Here is a 16,324-nt window from a genome sequence, read left to right as displayed (position 1 = left end):
CTTTTTGCTAAAAATCGATAAAAGTGGAAGTTTGCAGAAAAATTAGTTTAATTTTTCAATTTGTTTTCAGTGTTTTTGAGGAAATAAAATTATTTTCGTTTACCAAAATCAATCCAATCCGATGAAGACAATTAATGATATCAATTTTGAAAATAAAAAAGCATTAATCAGAGTAGATTTTAATGTTCCACTTGATGAAAATTTTAAAGTAACTGATAGCACGAGAATTCAAGCTGCCAAACCAACTATTATTAAGATATTAGAAGATGGTGGAAGTGCTGTTTTAATGTCACATTTAGGTCGTCCTAAAGGAGTTCAAGATGAGTTTTCATTAAATCATATTGTAGATCAAGTTGCGGATGTAATTGGGGTACAGGTAAAATTTGTATCTAATTGCGTAGGAGAAGAAGCAGAAACAGCAGTTGCACAATTAAATCCAGGAGAGGTATTACTTTTGGAAAACTTAAGATTTCATAAGGAAGAAACAGCTGGTGACACTAATTTTGCAGAACAATTATCAAAATTAGGAGATGTTTATGTTAATGATGCTTTTGGAACAGCGCATAGAGCACACGCCTCTACAACGATTGTGGCGCAATTTTTTCCAGAAAATAAATGTTTTGGAAGTTTATTAGCAAAAGAAATAGAGAGTATTGATAAGGTACTTAAAAGTGGAGAAAAACCAATTACGGCTGTTCTTGGAGGCTCTAAGGTTTCTTCTAAAATTACAATTATAGAAAACATCCTTGATAAAGTAGATAACTTGATTGTTGGTGGAGGGATGACTTATACATTTATTAAAGCGCAAGGAGGAAAAATAGGAGACTCTATTTGCGAAGATGATAAACAAGAATTAGCATTAGAGATTTTAAAGAAAGCTGAAGAAAAAGGAGTGCAAATACACTTGCCAGTTGATGTAATTGGAGCAGATGCATTTGATAATAACGCTAATACTAAGGCTATGAGTGTAGATGCAATTCCTGATGGATGGCAAGGATTAGATGCAGGACCAGAAACGATAAAGAATTTTCATCAAGTAATTCTAGATTCTAGGACAATACTTTGGAATGGACCTTTAGGTGTTTTTGAAATGGAAAATTTTGCTAATGGAACAATTGCCTTAGGACATTCTATTGCCGAAGCTACAGAAAAAGGAGCTTTTTCTCTTGTAGGTGGTGGCGATTCTGTTGCTGCGGTAAAGCAATTTGGATTTGGTGACAAAGTGAGTTATGTTTCTACTGGTGGTGGAGCGATGTTAGAAAGTCTAGAAGGAAAAACACTTCCGGGTATTGCTGCTATAGAAAATTAACAATCGACTAAATTATTGTAAGAAAAGTCTTAATAAACTCAAAAGTTATTAAAAATCAGTCGTTTCGACTGATTTTTTTATGTTTTTAACTTGTTGATTTTTTGCGTTTTAGAAAAAAAATACGATTTTCGCAGCAGTGTTGTTAATAACTTGTTGAAAGTTGGCACTATTTACCCTTAAATATCCGTTAGTTTGATTAACTGTAAACAATATCTGAAATGATTAAAAATTGTTGGTTTTATCTTAGTTTTCTTTTTTGTCTAGTTTCGTTACAAGCACAAGATACAATCCCATCCGTAAGCTCTAAAGCGAAGCCTTCAAGAATAGTAACACTTGATAAAGAATTAACTTTACGAAAAGATACAGTTCAGGTAGTGGATACCACTAAAGTTATTAGTGCGGTCGGAGAACTTAAAACAACTACGTTTACTAAAACAACTGTTAAGGATAGTGTGATGTATTCGATTAAAGATCATCCTCAGTTGGCTAAGTTAGATTCTATTTGGAAACAAGAATTGTATAATTCTAGTTTGTTTGATACTATTTATAAATCAGTTACCGAATTGGATTATCAGCCTGTTGAATATGTCGATCTTCCAACGGATACATTAAAAGCTAGATTAGCAAAATTAAATGCGCGAACACCTTTTAATGTAGAGTACAATACTTCTTTAGAAAGTGTGATTAAAAATTACCTTAAAAATCGCCATGAACATCTTGAGAGATTGATGGCATTGAGCGAATTTTATTTCCCATTATTTGAACAAGAATTAGATAACCAAAATATTCCATTAGAAATAAAGTATTTGGCAATCGTAGAATCTGCGTTAAAACCTAGAGCGAAATCAAGAGTTGGAGCTACAGGATTATGGCAATTTATGTTTGGGACAGGAAAAATGTTTGGATTGGAGGTAAGTTCATATGTAGATGAACGAATGGACCCTATTATGGCTACACAGGCTGCTTGTAAATATTTAGCAAGTCTTTATCGCGTATTCGGAGATTGGGATTTGGCATTAGCATCCTATAATTCAGGACCAGGAAATGTTACAAAGGCAATTAGACGAAGTGGAGGATATACAAATTATTGGAATATTCGTCATAATTTACCAAGAGAAACTGCAGGGTATTTACCAGCATTTTTAGCAACGATGTATATTTTTGAATATGCAGAAGAACATGGTTTTAAACCAAGAAAACCAGAATTTGCTTATTTTGAAACAGATACAATTAAAGTAAAACAGATGATTACCTTGGATCAGGTATCTGAGGTTATGGATATTAATATGGAGGAGCTACAATTTTTGAATCCTTCCTATAAATTGGATATTATTCCTCATATAAAAGATGAAAATTATGTATTGCGTTTGCCGTTGGATCAAGTAGGTAAATTTGTTGCTAATGAAAATCAAATATACGCACTAGCACAAGAAGAGTTTAATAAGAGAGAAAAACCACTTCCTAAGCTTATTGAAGCTAATGATAAAATAAGATACCGTGTACGTAGCGGTGATTTTTTAGGAAAAATTGCCAGAAGATATGGTGTACGTGTTAGCCAAATAAAAAGATGGAATGGGTTACGAAGTAACAATCTTAGAATAGGACAGCGATTAACTATTTATCCAAGACGTCCCGTAGTTGATAGACCAAAAAAGAAAACAAAGACCCAAAAAGCAGTCGTAAGTACTAATCCTAGTAGTTCCGAAACGTATACAGTAAAATCTGGTGATACTTTATGGAGCATTTCGCAAAAATTTAAAGGAGTTTCGATAGAGAACCTACGAAGTTGGAATAATATCAGCGGTACTGGAATCAAACCCGGTATGAAGTTAAAATTATCGAAATCTTAATCAATATTTGTTGATTTAAAAAATGCAATTGGAACGGTTTATGATGTTATAACGCGAAGTATATCCGTTATCTGGATAGTATTATTTTTAATATTATAACATCCCAAGTATATTTGTATTATGAAAAAACTAGCTCTAGCCATCATTTGTGTATTTTGTATAGTAAGTTGTACAGAAACTAAAAAGAATACTTCAGAAAAAATTAATGGTTCACTCGCACAATCCATAGGTAAGATTAATGAACTATCTGTAATTATAGATAATGAACTTTGGACAGGTAGTTTAGGAGATACAATACGTAAGTATTTTGGAGCAGAAGTTCCTGGTTTACCACAAGAAGAACCGTTATTTTCTATGAGACAAATTCCTCCAGACGTTTTTACTGGTTTAGCTAGAAGATATCGTACGTTTCTAAAAATTCAAGAAGGGGATGAGTCTAAAGTATATGTTGCAAATAATAAATATGCAACTCCACAACTAGGATATGTAATTACTGGAACTAGTCAGGATGAGATTATTCGTCTGATTCAAGAACGGTCGGCAGGTATGATCGCAAAGTATAAAAAAGTAGAAATGCGAGAAAAACAATATCGAATTAAGAAATCGGTAGAATATATTCCGCAGTTAAAAGAAAAGATGGGCGTTACGCTTAAAATACCTTCTGCTTATCGTATTGCTAAAGAAGAAGATAAATTCTTTTGGTTGCGTAAAGATATTACTAATGGAGATATGAATCTGATGATATATGAACTTCCTCTAGGAAGTATCCCTAAAGATTCTAGTACAATTGCTAAAATTATTAAGGTGAGAGACTCTATAGGAGTATTAAAAATACCTACTAATTCTGGAAAATTTATTACCGAAGAAGCATATGCACCTTACCTTTATGAAACCAAGTTAGATGATAAATTTGCTTTCGAAACTAAAGGAACTTGGGAAATCAAAGATCGTTATATGGCAGGACCTTTTGTAAACTACGCAATCGATGATGTAGCGAATAATAGACAATTGGTAATAGAAGGTTTTGTTTTGGCTCCATCAGTAAGAAAAAGAAATTTCATGTTCGAATTGGAGGCGATTATCAAGTCCATTAAATTTGAGTAGAAATAGGTAATTTTATATATATTTAGCGGTTTAAAAAATGTAATTGATGAATATTGTTTCTTATATCGCTAAACAGGTTCCTGTTTCTGAAAAGCAAATCACCAAAACCATCGAATTATTAAATGATGGTGCCACAATTCCATTTATTTCTAGATATCGTAAAGAGATGACTGGTAATTTAGATGAGGTAGAAATTGGTGAAATTGTAAAGTATAAAACGGTTTTTGAGACCTTACAGAAAAGAAAAGAAAGTGTACTCGCTTCTATAGCAGAGCAAGAGGCGCTTACACCAGAGTTACAAAAGCGAATAGAAGCTGCACAAACACTATCCGAAGTAGAAGATCTATATCTTCCTTATAAGAAAAAGAGAAAGACGAAAGCAACCGTTGCTAAGGAGCAAGGACTTGAGCCTCTGGCAAAAATAATCATGGAGCAACGAGAAGAGGAGATTCTTTTTGTGGCATCTCAATATCTTAATGATACAATCATTAATGAAGAACTAGCATTACAAGGTGCAAGGGACATCATTGCAGAATGGGTAAATGAAAATGAAAAGATAAGAAACAGACTTCGAAGATTATACCAACGTAGAGCTGCAATATCTTCTACAGTTATTAAAACAAAAAAAGATGAAGACGAAGCTCAGAAATATCAGCAATATTTTGAGTGGGAAGAACCATTGCATAAATGCCCTTCTCATAGATTACTGGCCATTCTTAGAGCAGAAAACGAAAAGATAGTAAGAGTAAAAATTACAGTTCCAGAAAATGATGCGTTAGATATCATTGATGATGTAATGATTACATCTAATGTAGAAGCTTGTACGGATCAAGTATTTTTAGCAATTGCTGATGCTTATAAAAGATTACTTGCACCAGCGATTTCTACCGAAGTATTAAACCAAGCAAAAGAAAAAGCTGATGATAATGCAATTAAAGTATTCGCTCAAAACTTAAAACAATTGCTATTAGCGTCTCCTTTAGGCCAAAAAAGAATATTAGCGTTAGATCCCGGTTTTAAATCTGGCTGTAAAGTAGTTTGTTTGGATAAGCAAGGAGATTTACTTCATAATGAAAACATCTATCCGCATCCTCCACAACGTGAAACGACCAATGGTATAAAAAAGATCAAATCTTTAGTAAATGCTTATAAAATCGAAGCGATAGCAATAGGAAATGGTACTGCTGCTAGAGAAACAGAAGCATTTATTAAAAAAATTCCGTTCGAAGGGCAGATTCAGGTTTTTATGGTTAATGAAAGTGGTGCATCTGTATATTCAGCATCAAAAATTGCTAGGGCGGAATTTCCTAGTTATGATGTTACAGTTCGTGGTGCAGTTTCTATTGGAAGACGATTAGCAGATCCATTGGCAGAGTTGGTTAAAATCGATCCTAAAGCAATAGGAGTAGGTCAATATCAGCACGATGTAGATCAAACCAAACTAAAAAATGAATTGGATACGGTAGTAATGAGTTGTGTAAATAGTGTGGGTATTAATGTAAATACGGCCAGTGCACCATTATTAAGTTATGTGTCCGGAATCGGAGACAAGCTTGCAGAAAACATTGTTAATTATCGATCAGAAAATGGAGCGTTAGCGTCCAGAGAGCAATTAAAAAAAGTGCCTAGACTTGGAGGAAAGGCATATGAACAAGCGGCAGCTTTCTTAAGAATAACAGAACCAAAAAACCCATTAGATAACTCAGCGGTACATCCAGAAAGATATAAGTTAGTCTCTAAGATGGCAAAAGATGCTGGAGTTTCCTTAAAAGAATTAATAGGAAATAAAACTGCAATAACTAAAATTAGGTTACAAGATTATATTTCTGAAGATGTTGGATTACCTACTTTAACAGATATTGTAAAAGAATTAGAAAAACCAGGCGTTGATCCAAGAAAGAAGGCAACCGTTTTCGAATTTGATCCAAATGTAAAAACGATTAATGACTTAAAATCAGGAATGAAATTGCCAGGCATCGTAAACAATATCACGAATTTTGGATGTTTTGTAGACATAGGTATTAAAGAAAGTGGATTAATACATATTTCTAAACTTGCAAATGAGTATATAAGTGATGTGAATGCTGTAGTCCAATTAAACCAACATGTAACGGTTACTGTGATGAGTGTGGATCTATCTAGAAAAAGGATTCAACTTTCGTTAATTGATTAAAACTTTTAAATAAAGTCAAAAAAAATACTCCTTTTATCTAAAAGGAGTATTTACTATATTTTTTTATGCCCAGTAATTATGGTAGTAAACTTACAGTAGCATTTTTTTGAGTGATTCTTGTATTTTCTTCTTTATTTACAAGATTTGTTAATCTTGTTGTTTTGTGAGTATCAGTATTAAAACCATTTTTTTCTAATAAAAGGTTATAAAAGTCTTTTTTAGTAGTATTAGTAACTTTTTTCTTGTTTTCCTTAATAGTAATGTCAAAGTTATTTGCCTTTATAAGTGCATTATAAAAATCTACTTTTGATGCTTTAACAGTAGTTGTATTTTCATTAGTGTTTTGAACAGTAGTTTCTTGAGCACTAATAGTTGAGAAAGAAAATAAAATTACGATGGTAAAAAATATAGTTTTCATAGTTTGGGGCTTTATGAAGTTACTTACTTATTTGATTCAAATTTAACACGAAATAATGGTGTTATAAAACATATGAATAACTTTTAGATGAAGTGGTTTTTTATTTCGATGAAATACACAAATTTTATGGTTTTACCGTAAAAAAAAATGCTTTTTGTGTCAAAACAATGGTTTTACTAGTGTTTTTAGAAGAATATTTTGCATTTATATGCTGTAAATGAGGTAGATGTGTAGTGTTTTTGAAATCAAGGTATAATTTTCACAAATCGTTAACAGCTGTGGTGTTTTAATTACGATAAAAGTAAGTTCTTTTGAGAAAACAACGATTTCTTTAATAAAAAATGCCCAGCTTAAGAAGCTGGGCATTTTTCTACTATATACCTATAGGTTATTTTTTCTCTTCTATCTTATTAGGATCTTCTTCTTCTTTAGAGGCGTCTTTAAACTCTTTGATTCCGCTTCCTAAACCTCTCATCAATTCTGGAATTTTTTTACCTCCAAATAAAAGTAAAACCACAGCAACTATCAATGCAATTTGCCACGGGCCTAACATTCCTAAAAATACACTTAATGACATCATGTTCTTAAATTTAGAATACAAAGTTAACAAGATTTAGATAAAAAAGACATTTTTAGGCCGCTAAAAACTTCTTTTAAGAGAATATTCACACCTTTAAATAAGACTATTCACTTTTAAATAACGTTTTAATATAAAATTTGGCATTTTTATCCGCAAGGAGAATATGTATATTTGCGTATCTAACACAACTGTCGATATTAGATTGATGTATGGCTAAAAAGAAAAAAGAACCAAAAAGAATTACTAAGAAGCTATTAAACAAGTATCGATTGGTAATTCTTAATGAAGATACTTTTGAAGAACGAATATCATTTAAGCTGACTAGGCTTAATGTATTTGTATTGTTAATGATTACTTCTATTGTTTTGGTTTCTTGTACAACTATTTTGATAGCGTTTACACCACTGAGAGAATATATTCCTGGATATTCTTCGACCTCTCTTAATCAAAAAGCAACTAGATTAGTTTCTACGGCAGATTCATTGGAAACTGTATTGGCAATTAATCAGGAATATTATAATTCTATTAAAAAAGTACTTAACGGAGATGTTAAAACTGTTGAGTTTGATATAGATTCTGCTGTACAATCTCAAAAATTAAATCCTGATGAGGTTGATTTAAATCCATCAGAACAGGATATGAAACTTAGAGAAGAGGTATCTAGAGAAGATAAATATAGTTTGTTTGAGAGTGAAAAATCGAGTACCGATTTTTCGCTTTTTCCTCCTGTTAAAGGAAGTATTACATCTAAGTATAATGTTAATGAGAAACATTATGCAATTGATATTGCTGTACCAAAAGACACTCCGATTAAAGCTGCGGCAGCTGGAACTGTAATTTTTGCAGAATGGACTTCAGAAACAGGTCACGTGATTATATTGGAGCATGGGAATAGTCTACTTACGGTTTATAAGCATAATGCTTCTTTAACCAAACAGCAAGGCGAATTGGTAAAGTCAGGAGAAGTAATTGCAACCGCTGGATCTACGGGAGAACTTTCTACGGGACCGCATTTACATTTTGAATTATGGAGAGATGGATATCCGACAGATCCATCAAAGTTTATTGATTTTGAATAATAAGATACAATGTCTATTAAATCATTAGGGGCAAAGATTTTTGCAAAACGCATTCGCAAAAAGATAAATAAATGGGCAAAGGATCCCGTAAATACACAAAAACGTGTTTTCGATAATTTAATAAGTTCTGCGAGTAATACTGCTTTTGGTAAAGACCATGATTTTGGTAGTATAAGAACTCATAATGATTTTATTAAAAAAGTACCTGTTCGGGATTATGAACAGCTACGTTCGTATGTCGATCGAGTTGTAAAGGGAGAAAAGGATGTTTTATGGTCAGGAAAACCAATATACTTTGCTAAAACTTCAGGAACCACTAGCGGTGTAAAATATATTCCTTTAACATCGGATTCTATGCCAACTCATATTAGAGCGGCAAGGAATGCGATTCTATGTTATGTAGCAGAAAGTAAGAATGCGGCTTTTGTTGATGGAAAAATGATATTTCTACAAGGAAGTCCAGAACTTGTAGAAAAAAACGGAATTAATTTAGGTCGACTTTCGGGTATTGTTGCGCATTATGTTCCAAAATATCTTCAGAAAAATAGATTACCAAGTTGGGAGACGAATTGTATTGACGATTGGGAAACTAAGGTAGATGCTATTGTAGAGGAAACAGTTAATGAAAACATGACTATTATTAGCGGAATTCCTCCTTGGGTGCAAATGTATTTTGAAAAACTTAAAAAGAAGACTGATAAACCAATTGGAGAGCTTTTTAAAAATTTCGAATTATTTATATATGGAGGTGTAAATTTTGAACCATATAAGGCTACTTTCGAAAAACTAATAGGAAGAAAAGTTGCAAGTATTGAGTTATATCCAGCTTCTGAAGGTTTTTTTGCTTTTCAGGATACACAGAATGAAAAAGGAATGCTTTTGCAGTTGGATTCTGGGATGTTTTATGAATTTATAAAAGCTGATGAGTTTTTTGAAGAAAACCACAAGCGACTAACAATTGGAGAGGTTGAAGTCGGAGTAAATTATGTAATGCTTATTTCTTCTAATGCAGGCTTATGGGCTTATAATATTGGAGATACGGTTATGTTTACAGGGACTTCACCATACAGATTAGTGGTTTCTGGTAGAATCAAACACTTTATCTCTGCTTTTGGAGAACATGTAATTGGTAAAGAGGTAGAACAAGCAATTAAAGAAGCAACAGAAATAACTGGTACTACAATTAAAGAATTTACAGTAGCACCACAGATTAATCCAGAAGACTCAGAATTACCATATCACGAATGGTTTATAGAGTTTCAGGAACCCCCCAAAAACTTAGATGATTTTGCTCTTCAAATTGACAATTCTTTGAGAAAACAAAACACATATTATGATGATCTTATTGTTGGTAGTGTGTTGAGGACCTTAAAAGTTAGATCTGTACCAAAGGATGGTTTTAATTCATATATGAAATCTATTGGTAAACTGGGAGGGCAAAATAAGTTGCCAAGGCTTTCCAATGACAGAAAGATTGTAGATTCCTTAGGAATCAGTATAGGTAAATAAGTTATATATTTGTTAGGAAAAATTTATGACAAGTCAAAAATTAAAAGGAAGAACAAGGGCACAGGAAAGTTCCAGCGCAATAGAACGCATGTATATTACAATGCGACATCTATTCAATAGAGGTTTTTATAAACCTATGGGAGTATCTGGTGATACTTTAAGAGAAGGATTGCTTACACTGCGTCCAGAAATTTATGGTTCTGTTGCAGAGGAAAAAGTAGAATTAGATGGTTTGTTATACGTGATTGATCGTTTGCCAATTGGTGTTGAAGAGTGTAGATATATAAATCTTACAAGTGAAGAAGGCTATAAAAATTCACACTTCAAAGCAATTGTCCCTCCAAAAAGAAGAAGAAACTGTTACAGGATTGATGAAGAGCAGATGAATATAGAGATCACTCGAGGTAGATCTGAGATATATGATATTCTTACTCACTTAACCTTTTTATTTGTAGAATCTCATAAGATAATGAATCGAGTGGTGATTAATGAAGAAGGAAATGTTACTAGAGATTGGGATAAATTAGAAAAAGCTGTTTCTTCTAAAAAAGAACTTACTAAAGCACAAAGGGAAGTCGCACTTACACATACAGCAAATATTTTAGGGAGAACTTTTCAGGAGGTGACTTCTATTTACAACAGTTTTTCTTGCCCAGAAAACAAGGAGCGGTTTCTTCATATAATATATTGGTTAGGTAAGTTAGCTATTGATGAATCTGTTAATGAAAATAAAAGAATAGTTACTTTTAGTCCTGTTCTTAGAGAACGATTAGGACATCATATTCATGGAGAGCGATGGGCAAATAGCATAAAAAATAAGTTAGAAGAATTAGACTTATTGGATAGGCCAATACACGTTATAAGTGCTAATATGCATAGTGTAATGAATACAATGTATGCTCCAATAGCATTAAAAACAGAACTAAAGAATAAGACTACTTTTGATATTTATGAGTTGTTAAGTGAAGATAAAAGTGATAAGTTAAGAGCTAAGGTTGAAAAATTGGCGCTACAGAAAGGGATGACTTATATAGAAGATCAAAGTGGAACAAATATAAATGTTCAGATTTTTGATAGTGCTAATTATACTGGCGACACTTATGCTTCTTTTATAAAAGACGTTAAGAAAGAAGATAAACCAGTGATTATAGTAATGGATTATGCGTTTGGAGAACAAGCATATGAAACTATGGATGAACTTTTGAAACCTTATGTTAAACCGGATGGTGTAAAATATTTGAATGTAAAATCTGTTTCTTTAATGGGAAAAGCAGGTATTTTAGAAGGAGGAAAAGGGGATATTATGATACCATCTGCTCACGTTTTTGAAGGTACTGCTGATAACTACCCTTTTGATAATGGATTAAAGAAGGAAGATTTAGAAGGTCAAGGTATTGATATATATGAAGGAGCAATGATAACTGTATTAGGAACATCGTTGCAAAACAGAGATATATTAAAGTTTTTTCATGATTCTACTTGGAATGTTATAGGGTTAGAAATGGAAGGAGCTCATTATCAGAAAGCTATTCAATCTGCTTCTAAGTTAAGAGGAAGCATAAGTTCTGATGTAAAAGTAAATTACGCGTATTATGCTTCGGATAATCCATTAGAAACTGGAAGCACATTAGCATCAGGAGGATTAGGAACAACAGGAGTAAAACCTACATATTTGATTACCGAGAAGATTTTAGAGCAAATATTTAAAGAAGGACAAGAATAATGACCCAGGAAAAAACGAATAACATAGAAATAGATCTAGGACAGTTTTTTAGATCTCTTGTAAAGGGCTTGAAGGGTTTGTTGAAACTTTTGATAAAAGCTCTGTTGTTTTACAAGAAAAAATGGATTTTGTTTTTAATTTTATTCATTTTAGGAGGTGTTGGCGGTTACTTTATTGAGGAGGCTTTGGTTCTAAACAAGAGACATAAACAAGAAATTATTTTAGCCCCAAAATATAGTACTATTCCTTACATATACGATTTTGTTGAAAATTTACATATTAAGTTTAAAGATACACTTTTCTTAAAGGAAATGGATTTGGATTCATCTGAGATAAAAGATCTTAAAAAGATAGTTATAGAGCCAATAATTGAGTCAAAAGATGTTTTGGATAAACTACAAATCATTTATAAAGGTCAAAACTATTTCAATAAATTTATGGACGGTTATGAAGATGAGGTTTTAAAAAGTGAGAAGTATAAGAGTTTTTTTAAAAATCATAAGTTAACTTTAGTATTTAAAAAAGAAAATAAGAATAATGCTAAAATTTCTAAACAGTTATTAAGTTTTATAAGGGGTAATCAATATTACACTAAAGAGCTTTCTTTGATTCAAAAACAGACAAAATCCGATTTAGAAAAAAACAAAAACACTTTAGTTTTTATTGAAGATTATTTAGACAAGTTAAATAAAAAACCAATTGCTCAAACTAACGAAATGATAGTTGTTGGAGATGAATCAAAAATACCTACAATAACTTCTTTAATAGATAAAAAAGCATCTTTATTAGAAACAATTAATGACCAAGAAAAAATTTTGGAATTAGATACTCAGTTAGTAGATGTTGTTGATTACGGAAATGTAGTAAGGGATCCTGTGGCAATACATAAGCGATTAATTTTTCTATTACCAATATTACTTTGTGTTCTTGTATCCTTTATTTTTTTAATAAAGAACTCTTCTAGAAAATTAGAAAATTTCATTAACAACTAGGTTTATGTTTAAAAGTGTGCTAGTAACTGGAGGAGCTGGATTTATAGGTTCAAATTTTTTGAATTACCTATCGACCTTTTCAGACATCAAGATTGTTAATCTAGATAAGCTTACATATGCTGCCAACTTAGAAAATATTAAAATCCAGAAGGATTGCGATTATACTTTTGTAAAAGGAGATATTTGTGATACTCAATTTGTACAAAAGGTTTTTGAAGAGTATAAAATTAATAGTGTAGTTCATTTTGCAGCAGAATCTCATGTAGATAATTCTATAACAAATCCAGGAGCTTTTATAGATACTAATATTGTTGGGACTTTCAATTTGCTTCAAGCTGCGTATAAAAATTGGATGGAGGCTCCTAATGTTTTTAAAACGGGAATGGAAAATGCTAGATTTCTCCATGTTTCTACGGATGAGGTTTATGGAACTTTAGGAAAAACAGGATTGTTTACTGAAGAAACGTCATATGCTCCTAATAGTCCCTATAGCGCATCTAAAGCTTCTTCTGATATGTTGGTTAGAAGTTATTTTCATACATACGGTTTACCCGTGGTTACTACAAATTGTTCTAATAATTATGGACCCAGACAACATAATGAGAAGCTAATTCCAACGATTATAAGAAAAGCAATTTCCCAAGAAAGTATTCCTATTTATGGTGATGGCAAGAATATACGTGATTGGTTGTATGTTTTGGATCATTGTAAAGGAATTAATTTAGTTTTAGAAAAAGGTAAGCTGGGTGAAACCTATAATATCGGGGGAAAAAATGAACGAGAGAATATATATATTGCTAAGACAATATGTGAAATTCTAGATAAGATTAAACCATTAGAAAGTCAGAAATCTTATTCAGACCTGATTACTTATGTAAAAGATAGACCAGGTCATGATTTTAGATATGCAATTGATGCTTCTAAAATTGAAAACGAATTGGGGTGGTGTGCAGAAGAGAATTTTGAGTCAGGAATTGAAAAAACAATACACTGGTATTTAGAGAAGTACAATTTGTAATTGTCATTCCAGCGTAGGCTGGAATCTATAAATTTTAAAAATGAAAGGAATCATATTGGCAGGAGGATCAGGAACGCGTTTACACCCATTAACTTTGGCGATTAGTAAGCAATTAATGCCTGTATATGATAAACCTATGATTTATTATCCACTTTCTACATTAATGTCCGCAGGTATAAGAGAAATACTGATAATATCTACTCCATTAGATTTACCGCTATTTAAGAAACTGTTAGGTGATGGTAAGAAATATGGATGTGTTTTCGAATATGCGGTTCAGGAAGAACCAAATGGATTAGCAGAAGCTTTTGTTATTGGTGAAAATTTTATTGGAGATGATAAAGTAGCATTAATTTTAGGAGATAATATTTTTTATGGTTCGGGTTTGGAAGAATTATTAGAGAGTAATAATGACCCAAATGGTGGAATTATATACGCATATCATGTGCAGGATCCTGAAAGATATGGAGTAGTAGATTTTGATGATAAAGGGAATGCTATTTCTATAGAGGAAAAGCCAAGTAATCCTAAATCAAACTATGCTGTTCCTGGAATTTATTTTTATGATAATGAAGTTGTTCAAATAGCCAAAAATATTAAACCGAGTGATCGGGGAGAATTGGAAATAACAGACATTAATAATGCTTATTTAGAGAAAGGTAAGTTGAAGGTCAGTATTTTGGACAAAGGAACCGCTTGGTTAGATACTGGAACTTTTAATTCTCTTATGCAAGCTTCTCAATTTGTTCAGGTAATAGAAGAGCGACAAGGTCTAAAAATTGGAGCAATTGAAGAAATAGCTTATAAAAAAGAGTTTATAACTAAGAATGAACTTGAAAAGTTAGCAAAACCACTTATTAAAAGCGGGTATGGTAAATATTTATTGCAATTAGATTAAGTATGGAAATTGAAAAAACGCCTCTAGAAGGTTGTTTTATAATAAAGCCAAGAATATTCGAAGACGAAAGGGGGTCTTTTTTCGAAAGTTTTAATTTGGAAAAGTTTAAAGAAATGACAAAACTAGAAATAGATTTTGTGCAAGATAATCAGTCAATTTCTTCAAAAGGAGTGTTGAGGGGATTGCATTTCCAAAAAGGTAAATATGCGCAAGCAAAATTGGTAAGGGTTACAAAAGGTAGTGTGCTAGATGTTGCTGTAGACCTAAGACCCGATTCTAAAACTTTTGGAGAATACTTTTCGATTGAACTGAATGATCAAAATAATTATCAACTATTTGTTCCAAGAGATTTTGCACATGGTTTTATAGTACTTAGCGATAAAGCGGTTTTTAATTATAAATGTGACAATTATTACCATAAAGAAGCTGAATCTGGTATAATTTTTAACGATTCTAATTTAGGAATTGATTGGAAATTAAAATCCTCAGAAATATTATTATCACCTAAAGATAGGGTTTTACAAAGCTTTAATGATTTAAATAAATGATATAAAATTCTTTTTTTTTATCTAAAACACAGTACCTTTGGGGCACTTTTAAAAAGATTAATAGTTACCGATTATGAGTAATAAAGAAAACACTTCTGAAGAAATTGACCTTGGTCAATTGTTTAAATTAATTGGAGAGGTATTTAATAGATTTTTGCTTTTCATAGAGAATATTTTTAAAAGGCTATTTCATTGTATTATAATGTTTCTCCGATTTATTCGTGTTCATTTTTTTAAGTTTGTTATTGCGGGAGTAATTGGAGTTGCTATGGGATGGTATTGGGATTCAGTATCTGAACCTATATATAGATCATCTATGATTGTGGAGCCTAATTTTAATAGTGCTCAACAATTATATAATAATGTAGAATTTTATAATGAATTAGCCGAAGAAAAAGCATATAAAACATTAGCTTCTGCCTTAAAAATATCTGATAAAGAAGCATCAAGTATAAAGAAGGTTACTATAGAGTCATATTCAGATCAGACTCAGAAAATTAGACAATTTAGTGAATTTATAAAAGAGTTAGATACAATTTCTCAGAAGGAAGTAGACTATCAAGATTATTTGAAAAATTTCAATGATATAAACTCTAAGTTTCACAAAATAGAATTTAAATCAAGTAATGCAATAGTGGCAAAAAAGTGTCAAAATGCAATTGTAAGATCTATTGAAAATAACTCCTATTTTAGTACGCGAAAAACGACAAATGATCTAAATATAGATTTGAATGAAAGAACAATAAAAGATCAATTAAATCAAGTTGATTCTTTGAAGCAATTTTATCAAGAATTAAAATTATTAGAGCTAAAAAAACCTGAGAATACATCAACTACAAGTATTAACTTGGCTTCAGAAAGTAAAGCTTTGGATCGATCAGAAATTACTTTATTAGATCGATCAAAAGAGCTTAGTAGTGAAATCCGAGCTCTCAACACAAGAAAAGCGAATACAGAGAACATTATTAATGTTATATCGGATTTTCCTAATAAAGGTGGATTAGTAAATGAGTTTTTTGCTAAGAAAAAGGTGTTATTACCCTTGTTTTTGATAGGACTAACATTATTGTTTCTTGGTGTATTGTCTTTGAATAGGTATTTGAAAAATTATAACAGCTAAAAA

At 31.7% G+C, this 16,324-nt stretch carries 14 protein-coding genes; 12 read left to right on the top strand and 2 right to left on the bottom strand.

Annotation, left to right across the window (positions count from 1 at the left end; translation table 11 throughout):
* The first annotated feature begins 121 nt into the window (after positions 1-121).
* From pgk to NMK29_RS20890, 4 genes are all read left to right on the top strand, one after another.
* Positions 122-1,309 carry a phosphoglycerate kinase gene (gene pgk / locus NMK29_RS20905; protein ID WP_108802645.1) on the top strand — a complete coding sequence of 396 codons (1,188 nt, stop codon included), beginning with the start codon at positions 122-124 and terminating at the stop codon, positions 1,307-1,309.
* Positions 1,310-1,527: 218 nt separating this feature from the next.
* Positions 1,528-3,159, top strand: coding sequence for a LysM peptidoglycan-binding domain-containing protein (locus tag NMK29_RS20900; protein ID WP_108802646.1), 1,632 nt, complete (start codon positions 1,528-1,530; stop codon positions 3,157-3,159).
* Between the two features lie 120 nt (positions 3,160-3,279).
* Complete coding sequence (locus NMK29_RS20895; RefSeq protein ID WP_108802647.1) at positions 3,280-4,263, top strand: DUF4837 family protein; 984 nt, start codon at positions 3,280-3,282, stop codon at positions 4,261-4,263.
* Between the two features lie 46 nt (positions 4,264-4,309).
* Entirely contained in the window at positions 4,310-6,436 is a 2,127-nt protein-coding gene (locus NMK29_RS20890; RefSeq protein ID WP_108802648.1) for a Tex family protein, read from the top strand.
* Between the two features lie 76 nt (positions 6,437-6,512).
* On the opposite strand, the gene NMK29_RS20885 is transcribed toward NMK29_RS20890, so the two are convergent.
* Both NMK29_RS20885 and tatA read right to left on the bottom strand, forming a co-directional pair.
* Entirely contained in the window at positions 6,513-6,854 is a 342-nt protein-coding gene (locus NMK29_RS20885; RefSeq protein WP_108802649.1) for a hypothetical protein, read from the bottom strand.
* Positions 6,855-7,242: 388 nt separating this feature from the next.
* The gene (tatA, locus tag NMK29_RS20880; RefSeq protein ID WP_027394483.1) at positions 7,243-7,434 is read right to left on the bottom strand and encodes a twin-arginine translocase TatA/TatE family subunit; all 192 of its coding nucleotides are present in this window, start codon (positions 7,432-7,434) and stop codon (positions 7,243-7,245) included.
* 209 nt (positions 7,435-7,643) lie between these two features.
* On the opposite strand from tatA, the gene NMK29_RS20875 reads away from it, so the two are divergent.
* The 8 genes from NMK29_RS20875 to NMK29_RS20840 all read left to right on the top strand — a co-directional run bounded on the left by NMK29_RS20875 (position 7,644) and on the right by NMK29_RS20840 (position 16,321).
* Positions 7,644-8,513: a M23 family metallopeptidase gene (locus NMK29_RS20875; RefSeq protein ID WP_108802650.1), complete on the top strand. Its 870-nt coding sequence runs from the start codon at positions 7,644-7,646 to the stop codon at positions 8,511-8,513.
* A gap of 9 nt (positions 8,514-8,522) precedes the next feature.
* Positions 8,523-10,022, top strand: a complete 1,500-nt coding sequence (locus NMK29_RS20870) for a GH3 auxin-responsive promoter family protein (RefSeq protein ID WP_108802651.1) — start codon at positions 8,523-8,525, stop codon at positions 10,020-10,022.
* Positions 10,023-10,047: 25 nt separating this feature from the next.
* Entirely contained in the window at positions 10,048-11,745 is a 1,698-nt protein-coding gene (locus NMK29_RS20865; protein WP_108802652.1) for a hypothetical protein, read from the top strand.
* On the top strand, positions 11,745-12,737 hold the full coding sequence (locus NMK29_RS20860) for a hypothetical protein (RefSeq protein ID WP_108802653.1): 993 nt from the start codon (positions 11,745-11,747) through the stop codon (positions 12,735-12,737). Before NMK29_RS20865 ends, NMK29_RS20860 begins: the two co-directional genes overlap by 1 nt.
* Before the next feature lie 4 nt (positions 12,738-12,741).
* Positions 12,742-13,755 carry a dTDP-glucose 4,6-dehydratase gene (gene rfbB / locus NMK29_RS20855; RefSeq protein ID WP_108802654.1) on the top strand — a complete coding sequence of 338 codons (1,014 nt, stop codon included), beginning with the start codon at positions 12,742-12,744 and terminating at the stop codon, positions 13,753-13,755.
* A gap of 40 nt (positions 13,756-13,795) precedes the next feature.
* Complete coding sequence (rfbA, locus tag NMK29_RS20850) at positions 13,796-14,653, top strand: glucose-1-phosphate thymidylyltransferase RfbA (protein ID WP_108802655.1); 858 nt, start codon at positions 13,796-13,798, stop codon at positions 14,651-14,653.
* A 2-nt stretch (positions 14,654-14,655) separates the two neighbouring features.
* Positions 14,656-15,201, top strand: a complete 546-nt coding sequence (gene rfbC, locus NMK29_RS20845; protein ID WP_108802656.1) for a dTDP-4-dehydrorhamnose 3,5-epimerase — start codon at positions 14,656-14,658, stop codon at positions 15,199-15,201.
* Positions 15,202-15,274: 73 nt separating this feature from the next.
* Positions 15,275-16,321, top strand: a complete 1,047-nt coding sequence (locus tag NMK29_RS20840; protein WP_108802657.1) for a hypothetical protein — start codon at positions 15,275-15,277, stop codon at positions 16,319-16,321.
* Positions 16,322-16,324: the final 3 nt, after the last annotated feature.

The sequence above is a fragment of the Aquimarina sp. Aq107 genome, from assembly GCF_943733665.1.
Taxonomy (GTDB): domain Bacteria; phylum Bacteroidota; class Bacteroidia; order Flavobacteriales; family Flavobacteriaceae; genus Aquimarina.
Note: the sequence above shows the minus strand (reverse complement) of the source record. Positions and strands in the feature narration are given on the sequence as shown.